Below are 21,239 nucleotides of genomic sequence, written 5' to 3' on the forward strand. Positions count from 1 at the left end.
TCAGATAGTGGACCCGGAGAGATATCCGGGGGCCGCGGTCACTACTGTTTGGTATATGAGCACATGGAATACGTTTCCCGAACGCGCCGGAACGGTCGTTGTCGGGGCCGGGTGTGTCGGTTGTAGCGCGGCGTATCACCTCGCCGAGTCGGGTCGCGAAGACGTCGTCGTCCTCGACCGGGGGCCGCTGTTCGAGACGGGAGGTTCGACCTCTCACGCTCCCGGACTCGTGTTCCAGACGGCCGGGAACAAGCTGATGACGGAGATGGCGTCGTACACGCGCGACCTCTACGACGGGTTCGGTGACTTCCGGACGTGCGGTGGCATCGAAGTCGCCTACTCCGAAGCGCGCTGGGACTTCCTCAAACGCAAGCGCGAGTGGGGACAGTCCTACGGCATCGACGAGGGCGAACTCCTCACGCCCGAAGAGGTCGAAGCGCGCGTTCCACAGATAAACCCTGACGTCATCTACGGCGGGTACTACGTCCCGTCGGACGGGAAGGCTGACGCCGTCAGCGCCGCCGAATCGATGGCGGAGGAGGCGCGCGAGGTCGGTGTCGAGTTCTACGGCCACACCGAGGTCACGGACATCGACATCTCTGACGGCAGTATCGACGCGGTCGACACCGAGCACGGCCGAATCGAGGCCGACGAGGTGCTCGTCGCCACGAACATCTGGGGGCCGCTGTTCGGCGAGATGGTCGGCACGGACATCCCGCTCGTTCCCTGCGCGCACCAGTATCTCGTCTCCGACGAACTGGACGAACTCGAAGGCGCAGAGCGCGAAATCGAACAGCCGCTCCTCCGGCATCAGGACCACTCGCTGTACTACCGCCAGCACGGCGAGCGCTACGGTATCGGCTCGTACAACCACGAGTCGCTCCTCGTCGACCCGGCGGATATCTACGGTCCCGATAAGCTCGACGACCTCGGACTCGAATACCCGTCGCTCCGCGAGTTCACGGAGGAACACTTCTACGAGAACACCCACCCGGACCACGACCGGTCGGCCTTCGACGCCGCCAGCGAACTCGTCCCCGGCTTCGAGGACTGCGAGTGGACTTCCGCCATCAACGGCATGTTCTCGTTCACGCCCGACGGCATGCCCATCCTCGGACCGGACGAGGACACGGACGGACTCTGGTGGGCGCTCGCCGTCTGGGTCACGCAGTCCGGCGGCGCGGGCGACATCGTCGCTAGCTGGATGGAAGACGGAACGCCGCGGCTCAACGGCTCCCGAGTCAACGCTTCCGGCGCGCACGTCTCCCGGTTCCAATCGCACACGGGCAGTCGAGAGTACACCTACGGGCGCGGCGCACAGCAGTACCGCGAGGTGTACCAGCTCATCCACCCGCGCGAACAGCCGGACGGACAGCGGGCCCTCCGCCGGAGCCCGTTTTACGACCGGCAGGCCGACCTCGGCGCGGAGTTCTACGACAGCGACGGCTGGGAGGTCCCACAGTGGTACGAGTCCAACGAGACACTCCTCGAAACGTACGACGTTCCGGACCGTCCCGACTGGCTCTCACAGAACTGGTCGAAGGTCCACGGCGCGGAACACCAGCACCTCCGCGAGAAGGTCGGCATGGTCGATATGACGACCTTCACACCCATCGAAGTGACGGGGCCGGGCGCGCTGGAGTTCCTGCAGGGACTCCTGACGAACGATATGGACGTCACGCCGGGTCGGATGCGCTACTCGGCGATGCTCAACGAAGACGGCGGCGTGCTCGCCGACCTGACGGTCGCCCGCCTCGGAGACGAACGGTTCGTGCTGTTCACCGGGGGCGGAAGCTCGGCGACGCTCCACTCGCGCTGGGTCAAAGAGCACGCGCCCGACGACGGCTCCGTCGACGTGACCGCGCACGTTTCCAGTCGGACCGGCATCGGCGTCTTCGGACCTGACTCCCGGAAGGTGCTTTCGGACCTCGTCGAGGCCGACCTCTCGAACGACGAGTTCCCGTTCTACTCCGCACAGGAGACCTACCTCGGAAGCATCCCCGTGACCATGCTTCGACTCTCGTACGCCGGCGAACTCGGCTGGGAAATCTACGCCCCGACCGAGTACGGGAGCCAGCTCTGGGACGCGATTCGGGAGGCCGGCGAGGAGTACGACATCGCGCCCGTCGGCTGGGCCGCGCTCGACTCGACGAGCATGGAGAAAGGATTCCGTCTCTGGGGGACGGACCTCACGCCCGAGCACAACCCGTACGAGGCCGGCATCGGCTTCGCGGTCGACCTCGACACCGACTTCGTCGGGAAGGCGGCGCTCGTGGAGGACAAAAACGACGACAGCCCGAGCGACCGAATCGTCCCGATAACGCTCGACGAGGAGGAAGCCGTCGTCGACGCGGGCCACCCGGTGTTCGCCGATGGCGAGGTCGTCGGCTACTGTTGTCGGGCGGACTACGGCTACACTATCGACGCCGGCATCGCATACGCGTACCTCCCCGAGCAGTACGCCAGTTCGGGGCAGGACGTCGAAATTCGGTACGAGGGCGACGCCTATCCCGCGACGGTCCGGTCGGGGCCGCTTTTCGACGCCGACCGCGACAAGATGATTCGGTGAGAACCGGCTCCCCTCGCGTCACCGCCTCCGTTTCCCTCTGAATCGTCGGCCCCGTCGAACCCCTCCGTCGCCGCTACCTATTGTGGCTGTGCTGATGTCGGGATGCGTGGAACTCACACACTAGTGTTACACTACTCTAGCGCTGTCACGGTCGGTGCGCTCCCGCTGTCATTCCGTACGTGTTCTGTCCGGCGCTAAGGAGTTTGACAGAGACGGATTATCCGAATTATTCAGAACTCTCGTCGTCGTCGACGCCGCGCTGTTCGAGGACGCGTTCGACGATTTCTTCGGGGTGTTCGGTGGCCACGTCGAGCGCGGCGTTGTGGAGTTCGCTCTTCGTGACGCCCTTGAGCCCGTGGTCGCGGGTCAGGTCCCGCTCCACGTCGTAGGTGATGATGTCGTCGAACTCGTCGGCGACCGCTTCGAGCACGTAGAGCGCCTTGTGGACGGTCTCATCGAACTCGAACGCGGGGCGCTCTCGGGGGTCGACTTCTTCGAGAGACTCCGGTTCTGGCTCCGCTTCCGATTCGGCCGCGGCGTCGGTGTCGGCACTCTCGGGCTCCGGTTCAGGCTCGGGGTCCGACGCGGACTCCTCACCCCCCATCGCGGCGTCGAGGTCGCCGAAGGGGTCTTCGCTCATCGGGACACCTCACCTTCTTCGACGATTTGTGCGAGTTCGTCGTAGCACGCCAACTGGTCGCAGGTGCTGTCGTAGTCCCGAAGCGGCATGTGCTCTCGAATCGACGCGTCGATGGCCGAGCGGTGTCGAATTCCCGGCTTCGGCAGGTCGCCGTCCCATTCGCCGTCGTCGATGGCCTCGAACACCTCCGGGTCGGTGTACGCGAAGTTCGGGAGCTTTGAGGCGATATTCGGCTTCGAGACGAGCGCCTCCACGAGCCGTCTCGTCGGGCGGTCGTGGTCGATTCGGTCCCGGAGGTCGGTCGGCACGACGGCGAGGATTTTGAGGTCGAAGTGCTCTCGCGCGGGCGTGATGAGTCGGTTGACGGTTTTCTCGAGCCCCGAGAGCGCACCCGACTCGGGTCGCATCGGTAAGACGAGATTCTGCGTGGCGTACAGCGCGTTGTCGTTGAGCTTCCCGCGCGCCGCGGGGCAGTCCACGACGACGTAGTCGTAGTCGTCGCCGAGAAGCGGGTCGATGACGCGCTGTTTGAGCCGCGCCGACCCCATCATCACGCCGCCGAGATCCGACTCGACCTGCTCGATGCGGTCGTTCGACGGGAGGAGGTCGATTTCGAAGTCGGTCTCCAAGATGAGCTCTCGCGGCTCCAACTCGGCGTCGTCGAGGAGCACGTCACCGAGATGCGCTTCCGAGTAGAACTCCTCGCCGAACCCGAGGCCCGTCGTGGTGTGTCCGTTCGGGTCGAGGTCCACGAGCAGTACGTCGCTTCCCCGGTGTGCGAGCTCGCGGGCGAGGTTGATGGAGGTCGTCGACTTGCCGATACCGCCTTTGAGGAGACAGACGCTGACTGCACGTGACATGATGGGGATATCCGTGATAGCGAGATTCTCGGCACAGTTGAAATAATTATGGTTACTCTCGCTCTTTGGGCAATCCAAATTATCCAAATATTCCAAATTATTTAAACTATTTTTTATCGACTCGATTCGCGCTCTCACCTCGACTGGCGGCCCGAATTGTCACCGGCAGTAGCTATTTGGACCCGTTGTGTGCAGGTACGTTCGTGACAGATTGGTTGCCCGGTCGAGGGCTGCGCGCCCCGGAACTCTCGTCGCAGACGGTGACGCTCGCGGTCGCCGCCGCCTTGCTCCTCGCAGTCGTCGGGCTCCACCCCGTCTCCGTCCTTCCGGTCCGGTCGCAGTACGCGCTTTCGGTTTTCGTCGTCGCGCTCCTACTTTGGTTGACGAAGCCGGTTCCGTACGCGATTTCGAGTCTTGCCTGCGTCTCCCTGTTGTACGCCCTCGGCGTCGTGGACTCCTTCGAGGCCGCGGTGAGTGGCTTCACCTCCTCGCTCGTGTACTTCCTCCTCGTGTTGTTACTCCTCGGCAACGCGGTCCGGTCAGTGGGGTTGGACACCCGGTTAGCGAACCGACTGCTGTCCCCGGACAGCACCCCTCGTGGGGCGTTTCGTTCCATCGCCCGGAACGTGCTCGTACTGGCGCTGTTCATGCCGTCGGCGATGGCCCGTGCGGTCGCGTTCATCCCCATCGTCGAGGAGGTGACCGAGGAGTTCGACCTCCCGTCGGGAAGCGGGTTCGAGCGCGCGTCGTTCCTCCTCTTGGGTCACATCAACCCCATCGCGTCGATGGCGCTCATGACCGGCGGCGGGATGGCGCTCGTCACCTCTGGCATCCTCGCGACGAGCGTCCGACCGCTCTCGTGGGTCGAGTGGGCGGTCTTGATGATTCCGCCGACAGTGGTTCTCTACGTACTCGCCGCCGCGGCCGCCGGTCTCTTCAACGCCGTCGATGCCGACTCGACTGTCGACCCCGGGAAGCCGGGGATTGCGGACGCGTCCTCCGACGGCGAGTTGACTCGCGAGCAGGGATTCGTCGCGGTGGTGATGGCCGGGACCGTCCTCGCGTGGGTCGTCGGTTCGTTCGTCGGCCTCCCCGAGATTCTCCCGGCGGTCGTCGCGGTCACCGTCCTCGCGCTCCCGGGAGTCGACGTTATCGACGCCGACGACGTCAAGGGTCTCAGCTGGGGCGTCCTCTTTCTCATCGGCGCGACGCTGTCGATTCTGGACGCCTTGGAAGCGACCCAAACCATCGCGCTCGTCGTCGACCTCCTCGCGCAGTTCGTCCCGTTCGAGGCGTTCGGCCACTGGCAACTCGTCGGACTGCTCCTCGGGTTCGCGGTCGCCGTTCGCGTGCTCTTTTCGACCGGGTCGGCCGCCATCGTGGTGATTCTCCCCATCGTGCTGCGGTTCGCGGAGACGTTCGGCGTGACGCGGCTCTATCTCGGACTCGCGGTCCTCCTGGTGGTGGGGTCGACCACGATTCTCCCGTTCAACACGACCGCCGTGCTCGTCTCGCTCGACCGCGGCCCGCTGACGAATCGGGACGTGACGCTGTTCGGGTTCGTGACGATGGGCCTGTCGCTCGTCGTCGTGACTCTCTCGTGGCTCTTCTACTGGCCGCTCGTCGCCTGATTCGGCGGCCGCCCCACCGCCCCGTCCGCGTTCGGCCCGGTATCGCTGCCCGTTGCGGCAACAACCACCTGGCTATTTGTAGGTGAACGGTATCTGCCCGGTACGGGTGAGTTCGCATCTTACGTGTTGAGTTTACGACGGCTCCGACCGGCGTCATGTCGAAGATAGATCGCCGCCTGCGAGACGCCCGGAGCATCGAGTTGGACAACGCGTTTTACGTCGAGGACGGGACGTGGATCGAGTCGCTCACCATCGCCTCGAACGACCCCTTCGACGTGGAGTCCCTCCTCGCCGACATCTCGGGCGTGACCGTCTTCTACGACGAGGAGATTCCGACCGCCTCGACCGACGTGCAGATACGCCGAGTGACGATTCTCGCCAACGAGTCGTACCCGTTCATCCTCGGACTGGTGCTCAGACAGGAGACGATTCCGAACCGCATCGTCCTCCAAGACGGCGTCTTCGAAGTCGTCGCCACCGCGCAGGACTGGGACCACTTCCGGGAACTCGCCGACGAGATTCAGGAGACGCTCGGCGAGTTCGAACTCCGCTCCGTGACGCAGGACGAGACCCCCGGTGAACCGCTCGACAGCGGGCGGTTAAAGGAGGTGTTAATCTCCAAGCTGACCGACGACCAACTCGCGGTTCTGGAGACGGCATTCAACCACGGCTACTTCCACATCCCGCGGGAGACGTCGGAGACCGAACTCGCGGACGAACTGGGCATCGCTCAGTCAACGCTGAGCGAACGACTCCGGACCGCGGAACGAAACCTGCTCGAACTCATCTACGGTCCGCGACAGGAGTAGCGCCGCACCCGCTGGAGAATGTTGCCGCATCTCGACGACCGAGTATATAAAGAACGATAGATATCGGGACGTATCGGGAACAGCACCATGGAAGATACTCCATAACAGGCTGTCGCAATGTCGGAGAAAAATCGTGATAGTTCAGGTGTCGAACGCGGAACTGGCCTCACGCGACGCGACTACGTGGCGGCGACTGCGACCGCCTTCGGCGCGACCGGGCTCGCGGGGTGTACCGGTGGCGGCGGCAACGGGAGCGGCGGGAGCGACGGCGGGTCGAGTCTCACTCCCGATGTCCCCTCCGGGACCCCGGAGACGGTCGAGACGAAGTACTGGCGCGAGTGGGAGACCATCGACGCCGACGAACCGCCGCTCGATTACAGCGCGACAGCCGGTGCGGCGTTGGATCCCGTCCCGCTCGAATTTTCGAGCGAGGACGACCCGTGGATGCGGGAGCACGCGCTCATGGTCCAACGCGGGCTGGACGCGCTCGGCGTTCCGACGCAGCTCAACGACCGACCGCTGAACCAGCTGTACGCACAGAGCTGGGACACGAAGGGGCTCGAAGCCATCCTCTCGATGAGCACCCACGGTCCGGACCCACAGCGCGGGCTGGACCTGAACCCGCTTTTGATGCGGCGGAGCGAGACGAGCCTCTCGAACTACGACAACTACTACCACCCCGACCTACAGGAGGTGCTGACGGAACAGAGCCGGACGACCGACCGCACCGAGCGCGAGGAACTCGTCGCCGAGGCCCAGCGCATCTTCAGCGAGGACGTGGGCGCGCTCATCACGCTGTTCCCCGACGTCATCACCGCGGTCAACACCGACCGCTGGAGCGGTTACGTCCAGACGCCGGGCAACGGGCCGACGAAGGACTCGTTCGTCTGGTCGGAGGTGAACCTCCAGCCCCAGACCGACGACAGAACCTACATCAAGGGCGTGACCACCTCGATGAACTCGCTGAACCTCCCGTGGGCCGCCGGGGGTGCGGAGGCGAAGCGACTGACGTTCATCTACGACGGCCTCTTCGACGCCACGCCGGACCTCGAAGTCGTCCCCGCGCTGGCGACCGGCGGCGGCTTCGTCGACGACACCACCGTCGAACTCACCCTCCGCGAGGGCGTCGAGTGGCACGACGGCGAGCCGTTCACCGCCGAGGACGTGAAGTTCACCGTCGAACTGTACAAGGAACACTCCTCGACCAGTCAGACGCCGTTCTACGAGCCGGTCGAGTCGGTCGAGGTGCTCGGCGACCACGAGGTTCGGTTCAATCTGACGGGCCCCGACGCGGCGTTCATGACCCAGCGCGTCGTTCGCAGCGTCATCATCCCCAAGCACAAATGGGAGGACGTGGAGAACCCGTCCCAGCATAACCCCGAGTCGCCCGTCGGCACGGGGCCGTTCGCGTACGAAAACTGGGAGCAGGGGACCCGCTTCGAGGTGTCGAAAAACGAGGGCCACTGGATGTTCGACGACGGCTGGCGGGCCGACGTGCTCGGCGACCAAGCCACGACCGGCGAGGGCGTCGACCGCGTCATCTGGATCAACGTCGGCAACATCGACTCCATGATCGGCTCGCTGCAGGGCGGCGAAATCGACGCCATCGGCACGACGCTCTCGAACTCGCAGGCCGACCGCGCCGCGAGCACCGCCGGCGTCGAGAAGATGACCTCGGGCAACTTCGCGCCCCTCGACACGAAGCTAATGTTCTCCTGTCCGCTCGTTCGAGACAAGGAGTTCCGCGTCGCCCTCGTCAAGTCGATAGACACCGAGGCTTCGCCGCCGACGTGCTGCAGGACCGCGCGACCGTCCCGAACGGGGAGAACCCGATTTCGGACCTCACGCCGTGGCACACGTCGGACACGACTCACTACGAGTTCGATACCGACGGGGCGAAATCGCTCCTCGAACGGGCCGGTTACACGTGGGACGACGACGGGAATCTCCGGTTCCCCAACGGGGACGCGTGGGCCGCCTTCGTCGAGCGCATCCAGCCCGGAAACCTGCACAAGCGCCGCGACGAACTCGGACAGGCGGACTTCTCGTGAGGTGACGAGCATGTCGAACACTACCCACTCGCGGCGTCGGGGGGGCCGACCATGAGCGAGTTCCAGCGCTTCCTCGCAAAGCGGCTCGCCATCTCTATCGGGCTCACCCTCGTGGCCGTCTCGGTCATCTTCTTCGTCCTGCGCCTGCTCCCCGGCAGCCCGTTCGAGTCGCTCGTCACCGCGGGCAATCTGAGCCAGCAGCAGATCACCGAGATTCGGGCGATGTACGGCCTCGACCAGCCGATGTGGCGGCAGTACCTCAGCTACCTGCAGAGCATCCTGCTGTTCCAGTTCGGCTACTCCATCCTCCGGAGCCAGCCCGTCTGGGAGGTGTTGGCCCCGCGGCTCGTCAACACGCTCATCCTGCTCGTCCCCGCGTTAGTGACGACGGCGGTCCTGAGTTCCCTGCTCGGGATGTACGTCGGCTGGAACCGCGGGAGCAAACTGGAGAAGCTCAGCATCGTCGCCACGACGTTCCTCCGGTCGACGCCGGTGTTCATCACGGGCATCCTCTTCGTCATCGTGTTCGCGTACAACCTCGAACTGGTGCCCGCCTTCGGGATGCGCTCTATCAGCGCCTCGCCGGAGGGCTACGTCGAGCGGTTCGCGTCGCTCGACTTCCTGCACCACTACATCCTGCCGTTTACCGTGTCCGTGCTGTATTACAGCGGCGATTTCCTGCTTTTGGCGCGCAACGGCGTCGTCGAAAAGCGGGGCTCCGAGTTCCTCAAGCTCCACCGCGCCAAGGGGCTCTCTGAGATGCAGCAGCTCGCGCGGGCGGGCCGGAACTCCATGCTGCCGATTCTGACCTACTTCGCGCTGCGTCTCGGGATGATATTCCAGGGACTCATCCTGCTCGAAGTCGTCTTCGGCTGGCCCGGCATCGGCCGCGAACTCGTGCTCGCCATCCAACAGCAGGACTACCCGCTGGTGCAGGCGGCCGTGTTCATCATGGCGCTCGCGGTCATCGTGGCGAACCTCGTGGCCGACGTGCTGTACGCCTACTTCGACCCGACCGTCTCGACCAGCGGGGGTGGTGTCGCGTGAGCACCGAGACGAAGCCCGAAGCCGAACTGAAAAAGCGCGTCGAGGAGATCGCGGAGACGCTCCGCGACCAGTTCACGTTCCTGCGGCGCGACCGCCTCGCGTTCGCCGGCGTCGTCATCGTCGCGGCGTTCGTCTTCCTCGGCCTCCTCGGCCCCGCGCTCGCTCCGCACGACCCCATCGAGCACACCGTCCGCGACGACGCCGGGTCGATGCTGCGGCTGTCGGAACCGACCGGCGCGGCCCCCTTCGGGACGACTGCCTACGGGAAAGACGTCCTGAGCCAGTTCCTCGCCGGCGCGCAGCCGACGTTTATCGTCGGACTGTTCGGCGGCATCGGAACCGGCGTGCTCGGCTTCCTCGTGGGGCTCGTCAGCGGCTACTACGGCGGCTGGGTCGACGAGGTTCTCATGCGCCTCACGGACCTCACGTTCTCTCTGCCGTTCACGCCGATGGCGCTGTTGCTCCTGACGTTCGTGACGCCGAGCGTCTGGCTCATGACGGGTATCATCGTCGCGTTCCTCTGGAAGATGCCCGCGCGCGTCGTCCGCTCCGAGGTGCTCTCCGTCAGGGAGCGGACCTTCGTGAAGTCGGCGCGCGCCAGCGGCGCGAGCGACCTGCGGACGATGCTCTACCACGTCGCGCCGAACGTGCTTCCCATCGGATTTCTCTACACGGCCTACGGCATCGCGTGGGCCATCGCCGCGCAGGCCAGCCTGGCGTTCCTCGGCTTCGGCGACCCGACCGTCACGAGTTGGGGCCGGATGCTCCGACAGGTGTTCGAATCGGGCAACATGCGCGTCGCCTGGTGGTGGGTGCTCCCGCCCGCGCTGGGCATCGCGGCCATCACCACCTCGGTGTTCCTCATCGGCCGCGCCTACGAAGAAGTTATCAACCCGGAAATTCAGACCGAACAATGAGCCTCCTCGACATCACGGACCTCACGGTCACGTACTCGACCGACAGCGGAACCGTCCACGCCGTCAACGACGTGTCGTTCAGCATCGACGAGGGCGTCAACTACGGCCTCGCCGGCGAGTCCGGCTCGGGGAAATCGACGCTGGCCGAGGCGGTTCTCGGCCTCCTCCCGAGCAACGGCTCCGTCGAATCCGGCAGCATCGAATTCCAGGGCCGCGACCTGACCGGCCTCAGCGAGCGCGAGCGCCGCGACGTGCTCTGGGAGGACATCGCCTACATCCCCCAGAGCGCGATGGACTCGCTCGACCCGGTGATGTCCACCGGCGCGCAGATTCGACAGGCGATTCAGACCCATCGGAACGTCACCGACGACAAGGCGCGTTCGCGGGTCAGAGAACTGTTCGAAATCGTCGGGCTCGACCCCGACCGCATCGACGACTATCCCCACGAGTTCTCCGGCGGGATGCGCCAGCGCGTGACTATCGCCATGGCGCTCGCGCTCGAACCGGACCTCATCATCGCCGACGAACCGACCACGGGTCTCGACGTCATCGTCCAAGACAAGATTATCGACAAGATTCTGGAGATACAGGACCGGATGGACAGTTCGCTGCTTCTCATCACCCACGAAATCGGCGTCATCGCCGAGACGTGCGACGAGCTGTCCATCCTCTACGGCGGGAAGGCGATGGAGCAGGGGAGCGTCGACAACGTCCTCGTCAACCCCACGAATCCGTACACGATGGGGCTGAAGAACTCCTTCCCCGAGATTGAGGAGGGCGACCAGGACCCCGTCTCGATTCCGGGGTCGCCGCCGAACCTGAGCGAGTCACCCAGCGCGTGCGTCTTCAAGGACAGGTGTCCGTTCGCGACCGAGGAATGCGAGGCGTCCCATCCGGACCTCGTCGACCTGCCGAACCGCAACCACCGCTCGGCGTGCCACCACGTCACCAAAGCCGCCCAGATGCGGCGCGACGCCACCGACCCGGAGACGTGGGGCATCCCCGACAGTCACGACGAATCGGACCGCGGCGAAGTGCTCCTCGAAACCGACGGCCTTGAGAAGTACTACGAGCAGAGCCAGCCGCTCTTGGAGAAACTCAGGGGCAACGACCCGAACTACGTCCGCGCCGTCGACGGCGTCTCCCTGCGGGTCCGGCGGTCAGAAATCCTCGGCGTCGCCGGCGAGTCCGGCTGTGGGAAGTCGACGCTCGGCGAGACCATCGCGCTTCTCAAACAGCCGACCGGCGGCGAGTTCGTCTTCGACGGCGAGTCCTACGAGCACTACGCCGACGGGAACATGCGCGAGTTCCGCCGGAAGGTGCAGATAATCTTCCAGGACCCCTTCGACTCGCTCAACCCGAGACAGACGGTTCGGCAGTTGGTCGGCGAACCGCTCACCATCCACGACTACCGGACCGACGAGCGCGAACGGGCCGTCGTCGAGACGCTGGAGAAAGTCGGGCTCACGCCCGCGCGGAAGTTCCTCGACCAGTACCCCCACCAGCTCTCTGGGGGTCAACGCCAGCGCGTCGCGGTGGCCAAAGCGCTCGTCCTCGACCCCGACTTCCTCATCTGCGACGAACCGGCGTCGATGCTCGACGTGTCGCTGAAGGTGAACCTGCTGAACCTCCTTCGAGAACTCGCGGACACGGAGGACATCGGTATCGTCTACATCTCTCACGACCTCGCCAGTCTGGTGCAGGTGTCGGACCGGCTCGCGATTATGTACCTCGGGCGGGTCATCGAGGAGGGCGACGTCGAGTCCGTCGCGGCCGAGCCGAAACACCCGTACACCACCTCGCTCCTCGCGGCCGCCCCCGAGAAGGACCCGACGGTCGACCGCGACCGCGTCCTGCTCGACGGCGAGCCTCCGAACCCGGTCGACCTCCCGCCGGGGTGCGTCTTCGCCCCGCGGTGCCCGAAGGCCGAAGACGAGTGCCGGGAGAGCGAACCCGGGCTCGACACCGTCCGAAGCGGCGACCACCGCGCCGCGTGCTACTTCCCGGACGGGGAGACCCCCGCCGCGGACGACCCCGCCGACGACCGCTCCGGCACATACGGGGACCCCGAGTTCTCGTCGCCGGCTAGTGGCGACTCGGCGAGCGACTGACGCCCTCCTTCGATTCCGCTCCCGTCGTCTCTTTGGCGACCTCCCGGTAGCGCCGCGTCTCGATTCGGATTCGAGGTCTGGACCGCTGCAGTAGTATTGTGGAAAATAAAAAATCCTATCAAAAACGAGATTGGAAAGTCTCCAATATATCGGCTAAATTAATTTGTTTTGGCTGTTTAAAGCGACCACAACTGAATGAAAATGCATCACTATTGGGTATAGTTGATATTCCATCAGAAATATCCGACTATGGCCGGTAGGAATCAGTTTAAAAAGCAAAAACACCGAGCTATTTGTGTTTAATTGGGGCTTTTCCCTGATCTCCCTCGTATATAGTATTGTAGTTATTTTGGTTTTCTATCTCGGTTTGGGTTGCGGCCGTTCGAGGGCTCGCTTACGCCAACTCCGAGACGTCGAACACCGGCTTGCACGTCCCGCCCTCGATGAACGTCTCGAAGGCCTCGTCGGCTTCGAGCAGCGAAAACCGGGTGTCGACGAACGTCTCGCAGTCCACGTCGCCGTCGCGAATCAGGCGGAAAGAGCGCTCGAAGTCCTCGTACATGGAGGCGTACGAACACTGGAGGTCGATTTCGGCCCGGACGAGCGGGGAGTAGGGCATCGTGGTCTCGCCGGTCTGCCCGACGAGGACGATTTGACCGCCCTTGCGGACCTCCTCGACGGCCGTCGTGAGCCCCGAGGGGTGGCCGGTCGTGTCGAACACCACGTCGTAGCCGACGCCGCCGGTGTGGCGCTCGCGTCGCGCCTCGGTGTCGTCGTCGGCGACGTTGACCGTCTCGAACCCGAGTTCCTCGGCGAGCGGGAGCCGATACTCGGCGTCCTGTCCCACGCCGGAGACGACGACGGTCCCGCCCTGCGCGGCCGCGATTTGGGCCGTGAGGAGGCCGATTGGCCCCGGTCCCTCGACCAGTACGCGGTCGCCCGCGCCGACCCGCGAGTTCTCGATGACGGCGCGCGCGGCGATGCTCGTCGGCTCCGCGACCGCGGCGTGTCGCTGTTCCACGTCGTCGGGAATCGGGTGCAGGGCGCGTTCCGGGACGGCGATGAAGCGCTCGTACGCGCCGTCGTGGTCGACGCCGGTGATGACCGCGTCCTGGCAGACGTTCTCCTCGCCGATGCGACACTGGTAACACTCGCCGCAGCCCCGAATCGGCCGTTCGACCACGCGGTCGCCGACACCGAACTCAGTCACGCCGTCGCCGACTTCGACCACGCGCCCGGCGTACTCGTGGCCGATGACGGTCGGGAGCTCCATCCGCTCGAAGGCGGATTCGAACTCGTAGATACCCGCGTCACTCCCGCAGAGGCCGGCGTAGTCGACCTCTACGAGCACTTCTCCCGTCCCCGGCTCCGGTTTCTGTCGCTCGACGAACTCCATAGCGCCGGAGCTACGCTCCACTTTGGCAAGTCCTCGCATGAGAGCACATGTGGCACGGGTCGGTAAAAACGTATTGCATGCGGCACTCCAGTCGCGCGTTCCGCAACTATCATGTCGGCACCGTGCGGACTGGAACCCATGGTCGCATACGAGCACACGCCAGTCTCCGTCAGTGACAAGCGCGTCGTCGTCGTCGGCGGAACGAGCGGTATCGGACAGGCAATCGCCCTCGGATTCGCCAGCGAGGGCGCGGACGTCCTCGCAACCAGCCGACGCGAGTCGGCGGTCGACGAGACGGCCGACGCGATCGAGGACTTGGGGGCGAACGCGGTTCGAGAGACGTGCGACGTGACCGACCCGGCCTCGCTCGAACGCGTCCGCGAGCGCGCCGTCGAGGAGTTCGGGGGCATCGACGTGGTCGTCGCCTCACAGGGGGCGATTTCGCGCGAGTCGGTCCGCGACATCGACGACGACGCGTGGGACCACGTCACCGACATCGCGCTCGGGGGCGTCCGCCGCGTGACGCAGGCGATGGCTCCCGCCGTCGCCGACGGCGGTCGATAATCAACATCTCCTCTCTGGCCGCGCGGCTCTCGATGGCGAACCTCCCCGCCTACTCGGCGGCGAAGGGCGGCGTCGAGGCGTTCACCCGCGCGTCCGCGAAGGAACTCGCGCCCGAGATACGCGTCAACGCCATCGCGCCCGGGTTCGTCATCACGCCGCAGAACGCCGACACCTACGCCGAGGGGACCGAAAAGCGCGAGCGAATCGACGAGCGAACGCCGCTCGGCCGGGTCGCGGAGCGAGAGGAAATCGTCGGTGCGGCGGTCTTCCTCGCGAGCGACGCGTCTTCGTTCGTGACGGGCGAAGTCGTCACCGTCGACGGCGGCTTCGCGGACAGCGCGTTCTGACCGGCTGTTCTCCTTTTGCGTCGCGGATTCGTCGCTCGTGACCGCGCGCGCCGCCTTCGGGTAGTCTCCGGCCTCTCCCCGCTCCCCGGCGGGCCGTCTCCGTTTGATTCCGGTCACCGCAGGACGATAATTCTGTAATAGGGAACGACACCGTCGAATTACACACTGCCTCGTCCGTGCCCGTTCGTCGCCGCGATGACTCGGTAATATCGCGTCCGTTTCCCGTCGTCAGCCGTTCTGGATTACAAGCGTACTCGTGTAATTCATGCGGTCCTCTCCGACCGTAGAATGCACCAGTCGCGCGATTTCTTGTTCGAATACGTCGAGATTCTGTTCTGTAATAGACAATATTCAGTTATCACTGTCTCTCGACTCGAAAGCCCCCGAATATCGACGCAGACGGTTCAAAGCGGCCGAACTGCCCCCTGTTCGAGACCCGTTTTCGGCAGTCCCTTCCCCAGTTCTCTGTGGCGGTCTGATACGCCCATCTCCGAGTTGTTCGGTCGACAGCTCCCTGCATCACACTCTGTTCTGTCTATGGGAACATTTGTGTCGGCCTTCAGCACGGTGGTCCCGAGTGCGCGTCGACCACGATGCCCCGGCCTGCCGGCGGTCGAGCGAGACGAGGACGACCACTACCCGCGCTCGTCAGGGGTTCGAGACCGAACCCGCCGCCGTTTCGTGTTTCTGTGTCTCACCCCTCGCACCCCGCTCGCGTCGGGACGTACTTTTTTAACAATCGCTGGTAATGGGGTTACTGAATGCACTACCACCAGCTAGCGGTGTCGGGAGAGCGACACCTCACGGTGAGTCGTGACTCCACGACGTACGACCTCACGAGCGCCGACCCGGACCTTCGGACGTTCGGAGACTTGGCTCGGGTGGCGAGTATCGCCCGGACTTCCATCGACCGACTCGCGGCCGAACTGACCGAGGACGCGGACGTGGTCGACGACGCGTTCGTCGACCGACACGCGACCGTCCCGGTCGACGCGGAGGAGGTTTGGGCCGCGGGCGTCACCTACCAAATCAGCGAACAGGCGCGCGAGGAGGAGAGTTCGATGCCGGACATGTACTTCGACGTGTACGACGCCGACCGGCCGGAGATCTTCTTCAAAGCGACACCGTCGCGAACGGTCGAACCGGGCGACGCCATCGGCGTCAGGGACGACTCAGAGTGGGACGTTCCCGAACCCGAACTCGGAATCGTCCTCCGCCGCGGCGAAATCGTCGGCTACACCGTCGGCAACGACGTGAGCAGTCGTTCCATCGAGGGCGAAAACCCGCTGTATCTGCCGCAGGCCAAGGTCTACGACCGCTGTTGCTCTATCGGTCCGTGCGTGGTCACGCCGGACGACGTCGACGACCCCCACGAGTTGGAGATGAGCATGACCATCGAACGCGACGGCGAGGTCGTCTACGACGACGCCACGAACACGAGCGAGATGGTCCGGAGCTGTGAGGAACTCGTGTCGTACTTCACGCGCCACAACACGGTCCCCGAACTGGCGGTCATCCTCACGGGCACGTCGCTCGTCCCGGAGCACCCGTTCGACCTGCAGGCGGGCGACCGCGTCGACATCACCGTCGAGGGCATCGGCACGCTCTCGAACTCCGTCACCACCGTATGAGTCCACGGCCGTCGACCTCGTCGAGGAGTTCACGCGCCGGGACTGGCGGGACGACGACGTGGCTGGCACCGACGGGGTCGCCGTGACCGGCCTCGGGTGGTGGACCCGCGACGAGGCGTCCGAGCTCTGAGAGACCGCGGTCGTCGTTAGCTCGAAGGCGAACCACGGTGCGACGGCGCATAGACCGATTCGACGGGGTTTCTCCAGCAGTTTTATCACCGGAGTCGCCTGAATTCCTCCCATGAAATTCGGCATCGTCGGCACGGCGGGCATCGGCGTCAAATCGGTCATCCCGGCGGTTCAGGCCAGCGAACACGCGGCGGCCGCCATCGCGTCTCGCGACGAGGCGCGGGCGAGCGCGGTCGCCGACGAACTCGGTATCCCCACCGCGTACGGGAGTTACGAGGCGCTTCTGGCCGACGACTCACTCGACGCGGTCTACATTCCGCTCCCCAACAGCCTCCACGCCGACTGGGTTCGCGCGGCCGCCGACCGCGGCCTGCACGTCCTCTGCGAGAAGCCGCTGACCGCCAGCGCCGACGAGACGGCCGCCGTCTTCGACTACTGCGAGGACGCGGGCGTCACGCTGATGGAGGGGTTCATGTACCGGTTCCACCCGCGGACCGAGCGGGCCGCGGAACTCGTCGCCTCCGAGCTCGGCGAGGTCGTCTCGGTCACGTCGAACTTCTCGTTCCGGCTCCCCGACGGGGCCGAGAACATCCGCATCGACCCCGACCTCGCCGGCGGGAGCGTCATGGACGTGGGCTGTTACGCCGTCAGCGCGGCGCGGCTCTTCCTCGGGACGCCCGACCGGGTGTACGCGACCACGACCGACACGCGCGACTGCGGCGTCGACACGCGGATGTCGGGCGTCTTGGAGTACGACGACGGCGCGACCGCCCGCGTCGAGTCGTCGTTCGACACGCCCGAGACCCAGTACTACCGCGTCCAGACCACCGACGGCTGGCTGGAGGCGAAGACCGCGTTCAACGTCGACCCGACGGCCTCGGCCGAACTCACCTACGCCACCGACGGCCGCGTCGTCACGGAGACGTTCGACCCGACCGACAGCTACCGCCGCGAGGTCGAGGCGTTCGCCCGCGCCGTCGAGACCGGCGAGACGCCGCGAATCGACCGCGAGGAGTCCGTTGCGGTCATGCGGACCATCGACGCGATTTACGAGAGCGCCGAGACCGGGGCCGCGGTCGACCTGAACTGACCGCCCGCGGTCGCTGTCCGCTTCGGCTCAGTCCAGCCGAACGTCAGAGCGGAACTCGGGCCGTCCGGTCGCCGCCACGTCGAGGCGGAACAGCGCACCCGCGTCCTCGTCCTCGTCTGCTCCGCCGTCCGGGTCGCCGCCGGCGGTCGTCACGTAGAGCGAATCGAGGTCGGCCCCGCCGAAGGCGACGCTCGTCACTTTCTCCGTCGGCACGTCGAACCGGTCGAGTTCGGTTCCGTCGGTGTCGTACCTGACCACACAGCTTCCTTCCCAGCGGGCCGACCAGATGTTGCCCGCCGAATCGACCGTCATCCCATCAGGGAGTCCCGGCGTCTCCGGCGACTCGACGAACCGCTCGCGGTCCGCGACGGCCCCCGTCTCCTCGTCGTAGGCGTACCGATAGATAGTGTGGGCCTCGGTCTCCGTGAAGTAGAACCGCTCGCGGTCGCGGGTAAAGCCCATCCCGTTCGGGATGCCGACGCCGGTTTCGACCGTCGTCACCGTTCCATCGGTGTCGAGTCGGAACAGCCGCCCGCCCGCGGACTCCGAGGGCATCGTCCCGCAGAACACTCGTCCCGCGGGGTCGGCGATGACGTCGTTGAACCGGGTCGGTGAGTCGACGATTTCCGTCGCCCCTGTGAGTTCGCCACCGACGACGCGCCCGACGCGGCCGCGGTCCATGAACGCCAGGAGCGACCCGTCGCGCTGTAACGTCACTCCGGCGATGACCGACGCCTCGACCGGACAGTCGTGCGCCCCGGTCTCGGGGTCGTAGCGGTGCAACCGGCCACCTTCGATATCCACCCAGTACAGTCGCTTCTCTTCGGGGTGCCAGACCGGCCCCTCGCCGAGTCGGCACGACGTGTCGACCACTCGCGTGACGGTCATAGGCGTTCGTTCGGAACCGACCGCAAAATACGCTTCCCTCGATTGTTGGGGGTGCCGTCGCGCCCGCCCCCGTTCAGAAGTGCGAGAGCTTGTCGCGCCGGTAGAGGTCGAGCGACAGCACCGTGTTCGGCGACCGCTGGCGGACCGCGTAGGCGATGGCGTCGGCGACCTCTATCGCCTCCGTCACCGACCCCTCCTCGAACGACTCTTCGAGCGTCTCGCCGCTCTCGGAGCCGAACTCGGTCCGGACCTCGGTCGGGTTGACGCAGGTCACGCCGACGTTCTCCTCGCCGATGGACCCCTGCAGGCTCGACGCGAACCCGCGGACCCACCACTTCGTCGCGGCGTACACCGGGTTGTGGGGTCGGGGGTGGTTCCCGGACATGCTCCCGAGGAAGACGAGGTTCCCCTCGGACTCCACGAGGTGCGGAATCGCCTCTCTCGCCGTGTAGAACATCCCGTCGACGTTGACGCCGGTCATCAGGCGGTACTCCTCGTCGGTGAGTTCGGCGACCGACTTGTCGATGCCGAGGCCGGCGTTGCAGACGACGATGTCGAGCGAGCCGAAGCGCTCGACGGTCGCGTCGACGAGCGCCCGGACCGCGTCGGAGTCGGTCACGTCCGTCGGCACGACGCTCACGGCGGCGTCCGTCGTCTCGCGAATCTCCTCTGCGAGCGATTCCAGCCGTTCGGCTCGGCGGGCGGCGAGACACACGTCCGCGCCGTCCTCGGCGAGCACGCGCGCGGTCGCCGCGCCGATTCCCGAACTCGCACCCGTGACGAGTGCTGTGCGTCCGTCGAGCGGATCGTCCATGGCGGTTGGTCGGTCGACCATACGCCGTGATTAGCTCCCTGCCGCATACGTGTTTCCCCGCGACAACGTCGCGCCGAACGCCGAGACTCGTCGAACGCCGTCTGCGGACCGCGACGCGAGCCGGAGCCCGCCTGCGAGGGGGTGTCGCGGCCGACGACAGTTCCCGCGCGGGCTTCGCTCGGTTCTCGACCGCGCTCCCACGCTCGACCGACGCAGTTCCGCCCGCAATTCTTGCGAAAGACGTTCGCTCGACCCTGTGGAGCTGTTACATAACCATCATTCATTCACAACCTATATATGCGGGTAGCTAACATGGGTATAACATGGCTGAGAACGACAGTAGCGATAAAAGTGTGAACCGTCGAAAGTATCTCACTGTCCTGTCCGCGGGTGTCGCAACCGGCATCGCTGGATGTACCGGCGGTGGCGGCTCCGAGACGGATGGAACCGAAAGCGGAAGCGAAAGTGGAAGCGGTTCTGACGGTACCTCCGACACCGAGACCGGCGGGAGCAGTTCGGGCGGCACGTGGGACTCGCAACTCGAAGTGCTCCACGGTTGGGCCGGCGGCGACGGCGAGGCGGCGGTCACCGCGCTCATCGAGGCGTTCGAGGAGGAGTATCCAGAGATGGATACGAACTTCCAAGCGGTCGGCGCGAGCGCGAACGTGAACCTCAACGCGACGATTCTCCGACGACTGGCGAACAACAACCCGATGAGTTCGTTCGCCAACTGGCCGGGGAAGAACCTCGAACGGTACTCGGGCGCGCTGATGGACCTCGAAGCCGACGTGTGGGACGCCGAAGGATTCAAAGACACCATGCAGTCCCGCGCGGTCGAACTGTGTAAGTTCAACGACAAGATGCCGGCGGTCCCGATCGGCTCCCACCGGATGAACAACCTGTTTTACAACACCGCCGTGTTCGAGGAGGCCGGCATCGACGCGTCGAGCCTCGACAGCGTCGACGCGCTCCTCGACGCGCTCGAAGCCATCGACCAGAACACGGACGTGACGCCGATGGCGCAGGCGATGGTCGCGCCGTGGACGAACCTCCAACTCTGGGCGCAGATTCTGACGAGCCAGAGCGGCGTCGAGGCGTACACGAACTTCATCGAGGGCAACCCCGACAGGGCGGCCGTCGTCGAGGCGCTCGAAGCGCTGAAGACCATCAACGAGAACTACATCACCGCCGACGCCTCGTCCATCAGCTTCACGACGGCGGGGCAGAAGGTCATCTCGGGGAACGCGGCGACCATCCATCAGGGGAACTGGGTGTACGGAATGTTCCGCGCCGACGACAGCTTCAACTACAAAGAGCAGTGGGACTGGATACCGTTCCCGGGGACGGAAGGTATCTACTTCTACCACGTCGACTCCATCGTCGCGCCGAGCAACAACCCGAGCCGCGAGGAGACCATCGCGTGGCAGAAGTTCGTCGGCACGAAGAAGGCCCAAATCGCCTTCAACAACCCCAAGGGGTCGGTCCCGCTTCGCACCGACATCGACCCGAGCGAACTGACCGACTTCCTCGCGATGACGTACGAGGACCTCACCGACTCGGAGGCGTACCCGCCGACCATCGCCCACGGTCTCGCCGTCACGCCCAAAACGATGGGCGCGTGTAAGACCGCCTTCGGCGATAACTTCATGGGGCCGTTCAAGGTCGAAGCCACCGCCGACGCGCTCGTCGAAGCGGTCTCCGAGTAACGCCTCGGTCGAAATCACAGCCCCATCATCAACAAATAA

General features: G+C 65.2%; 15 protein-coding genes and 2 pseudogenes. 11 read left to right on the top strand and 6 right to left on the bottom strand.

Annotated elements, in window-relative coordinates; genetic code table 11:
• The first annotated feature begins 55 nt into the window (after positions 1–55).
• A complete protein-coding gene (locus tag ATB1_RS16510; protein ID WP_042661699.1) occupies positions 56–2,569 on the top strand; it encodes an FAD-dependent oxidoreductase in 2,514 nt (837 codons plus the stop codon).
• 226 nt (positions 2,570–2,795) lie between these two features.
• On the opposite strand, the gene ATB1_RS16515 is transcribed toward ATB1_RS16510, so the two are convergent.
• Positions 2,796–3,209 (bottom strand): hypothetical protein, encoded by a 414-nt coding sequence (locus ATB1_RS16515; RefSeq protein ID WP_042661700.1) that lies wholly within the window; start codon positions 3,207–3,209, stop codon positions 2,796–2,798.
• Positions 3,206–4,069, bottom strand: coding sequence for a ParA family protein (locus tag ATB1_RS16520; RefSeq protein ID WP_042661701.1), 864 nt, complete (start codon positions 4,067–4,069; stop codon positions 3,206–3,208). The genes ATB1_RS16515 and ATB1_RS16520 overlap by 4 nt, the downstream gene beginning before the upstream one ends.
• 260 nt (positions 4,070–4,329) lie before the next feature.
• Between ATB1_RS16520 and ATB1_RS16525 the strand changes: the two genes are divergently transcribed.
• The 6 genes and pseudogenes from ATB1_RS16525 to ATB1_RS16550 all read left to right on the top strand — a co-directional run bounded on the left by ATB1_RS16525 (position 4,330) and on the right by ATB1_RS16550 (position 12,635).
• Positions 4,330–5,700, top strand: coding sequence for an SLC13 family permease (locus tag ATB1_RS16525; RefSeq protein ID WP_052367612.1), 1,371 nt, complete (start codon positions 4,330–4,332; stop codon positions 5,698–5,700).
• A gap of 155 nt (positions 5,701–5,855) precedes the next feature.
• Positions 5,856–6,509 carry a helix-turn-helix domain-containing protein gene (locus ATB1_RS16530; protein ID WP_042665750.1) on the top strand — a complete coding sequence of 218 codons (654 nt, stop codon included), beginning with the start codon at positions 5,856–5,858 and terminating at the stop codon, positions 6,507–6,509.
• A gap of 183 nt (positions 6,510–6,692) precedes the next feature.
• Positions 6,693–8,560: pseudogene (locus ATB1_RS16535) on the top strand (ABC transporter substrate-binding protein).
• A 51-nt stretch (positions 8,561–8,611) separates the two neighbouring features.
• Positions 8,612–9,607 (top strand): ABC transporter permease, encoded by a 996-nt coding sequence (locus ATB1_RS16540; RefSeq protein WP_042665752.1) that lies wholly within the window; start codon positions 8,612–8,614, stop codon positions 9,605–9,607.
• On the top strand, positions 9,604–10,524 hold the full coding sequence (locus ATB1_RS16545) for an ABC transporter permease (RefSeq protein ID WP_042665754.1): 921 nt from the start codon (positions 9,604–9,606) through the stop codon (positions 10,522–10,524). Before ATB1_RS16540 ends, ATB1_RS16545 begins: the two co-directional genes overlap by 4 nt.
• Positions 10,521–12,635 carry an ABC transporter ATP-binding protein gene (locus ATB1_RS16550; RefSeq protein ID WP_042662227.1) on the top strand — a complete coding sequence of 705 codons (2,115 nt, stop codon included), beginning with the start codon at positions 10,521–10,523 and terminating at the stop codon, positions 12,633–12,635. Before ATB1_RS16545 ends, ATB1_RS16550 begins: the two co-directional genes overlap by 4 nt.
• A 394-nt stretch (positions 12,636–13,029) precedes the next feature.
• On the opposite strand, the gene ATB1_RS16555 is transcribed toward ATB1_RS16550, so the two are convergent.
• Complete coding sequence (locus tag ATB1_RS16555) at positions 13,030–14,070, bottom strand: zinc-binding dehydrogenase (RefSeq protein ID WP_042662228.1); 1,041 nt, start codon at positions 14,068–14,070, stop codon at positions 13,030–13,032.
• Positions 14,071–14,169: 99 nt separating this feature from the next.
• On the opposite strand from ATB1_RS16555, the pseudogene ATB1_RS16560 reads away from it, so the two are divergent.
• A pseudogene (locus ATB1_RS16560) lies at positions 14,170–14,942 on the top strand (SDR family NAD(P)-dependent oxidoreductase).
• A gap of 761 nt (positions 14,943–15,703) precedes the next feature.
• A complete protein-coding gene (locus ATB1_RS16565) occupies positions 15,704–16,573 on the top strand; it encodes a fumarylacetoacetate hydrolase family protein (protein ID WP_042662230.1) in 870 nt (289 codons plus the stop codon).
• Here the strand turns inward: ATB1_RS16565 and ATB1_RS22105 are convergent.
• On the bottom strand, positions 16,560–16,754 hold the full coding sequence (locus tag ATB1_RS22105) for a hypothetical protein (RefSeq protein WP_042662231.1): 195 nt from the start codon (positions 16,752–16,754) through the stop codon (positions 16,560–16,562). The two genes, ATB1_RS16565 and ATB1_RS22105, sit on opposite strands and share 14 nt — an antisense overlap.
• A gap of 60 nt (positions 16,755–16,814) precedes the next feature.
• Here ATB1_RS22105 and ATB1_RS16575 point away from each other — a divergent pair, with 60 nt between their 5' ends.
• On the top strand, positions 16,815–17,792 hold the full coding sequence (locus tag ATB1_RS16575) for a D-xylose 1-dehydrogenase (RefSeq protein ID WP_042665756.1): 978 nt from the start codon (positions 16,815–16,817) through the stop codon (positions 17,790–17,792).
• A 27-nt stretch (positions 17,793–17,819) separates the two neighbouring features.
• Here the strand turns inward: ATB1_RS16575 and xacC are convergent, their stop codons facing one another.
• Both xacC and ATB1_RS16585 read right to left on the bottom strand, forming a co-directional pair.
• Complete coding sequence (xacC, locus tag ATB1_RS16580) at positions 17,820–18,680, bottom strand: pentonolactonase XacC (RefSeq protein WP_042665759.1); 861 nt, start codon at positions 18,678–18,680, stop codon at positions 17,820–17,822.
• Between the two features lie 73 nt (positions 18,681–18,753).
• Positions 18,754–19,494, bottom strand: coding sequence for an SDR family oxidoreductase (locus ATB1_RS16585; RefSeq protein ID WP_042665766.1), 741 nt, complete (start codon positions 19,492–19,494; stop codon positions 18,754–18,756).
• 323 nt (positions 19,495–19,817) lie between these two features.
• Here ATB1_RS16585 and ATB1_RS16590 point away from each other — a divergent pair, with 323 nt between their 5' ends.
• The gene (locus tag ATB1_RS16590) at positions 19,818–21,200 is read left to right on the top strand and encodes an ABC transporter substrate-binding protein (RefSeq protein ID WP_226908750.1); all 1,383 of its coding nucleotides are present in this window, start codon (positions 19,818–19,820) and stop codon (positions 21,198–21,200) included.
• The last annotated feature ends 39 nt before the right edge of the window (positions 21,201–21,239 follow it).

Source organism: Haloferax sp. ATB1, assembly GCF_000730175.1.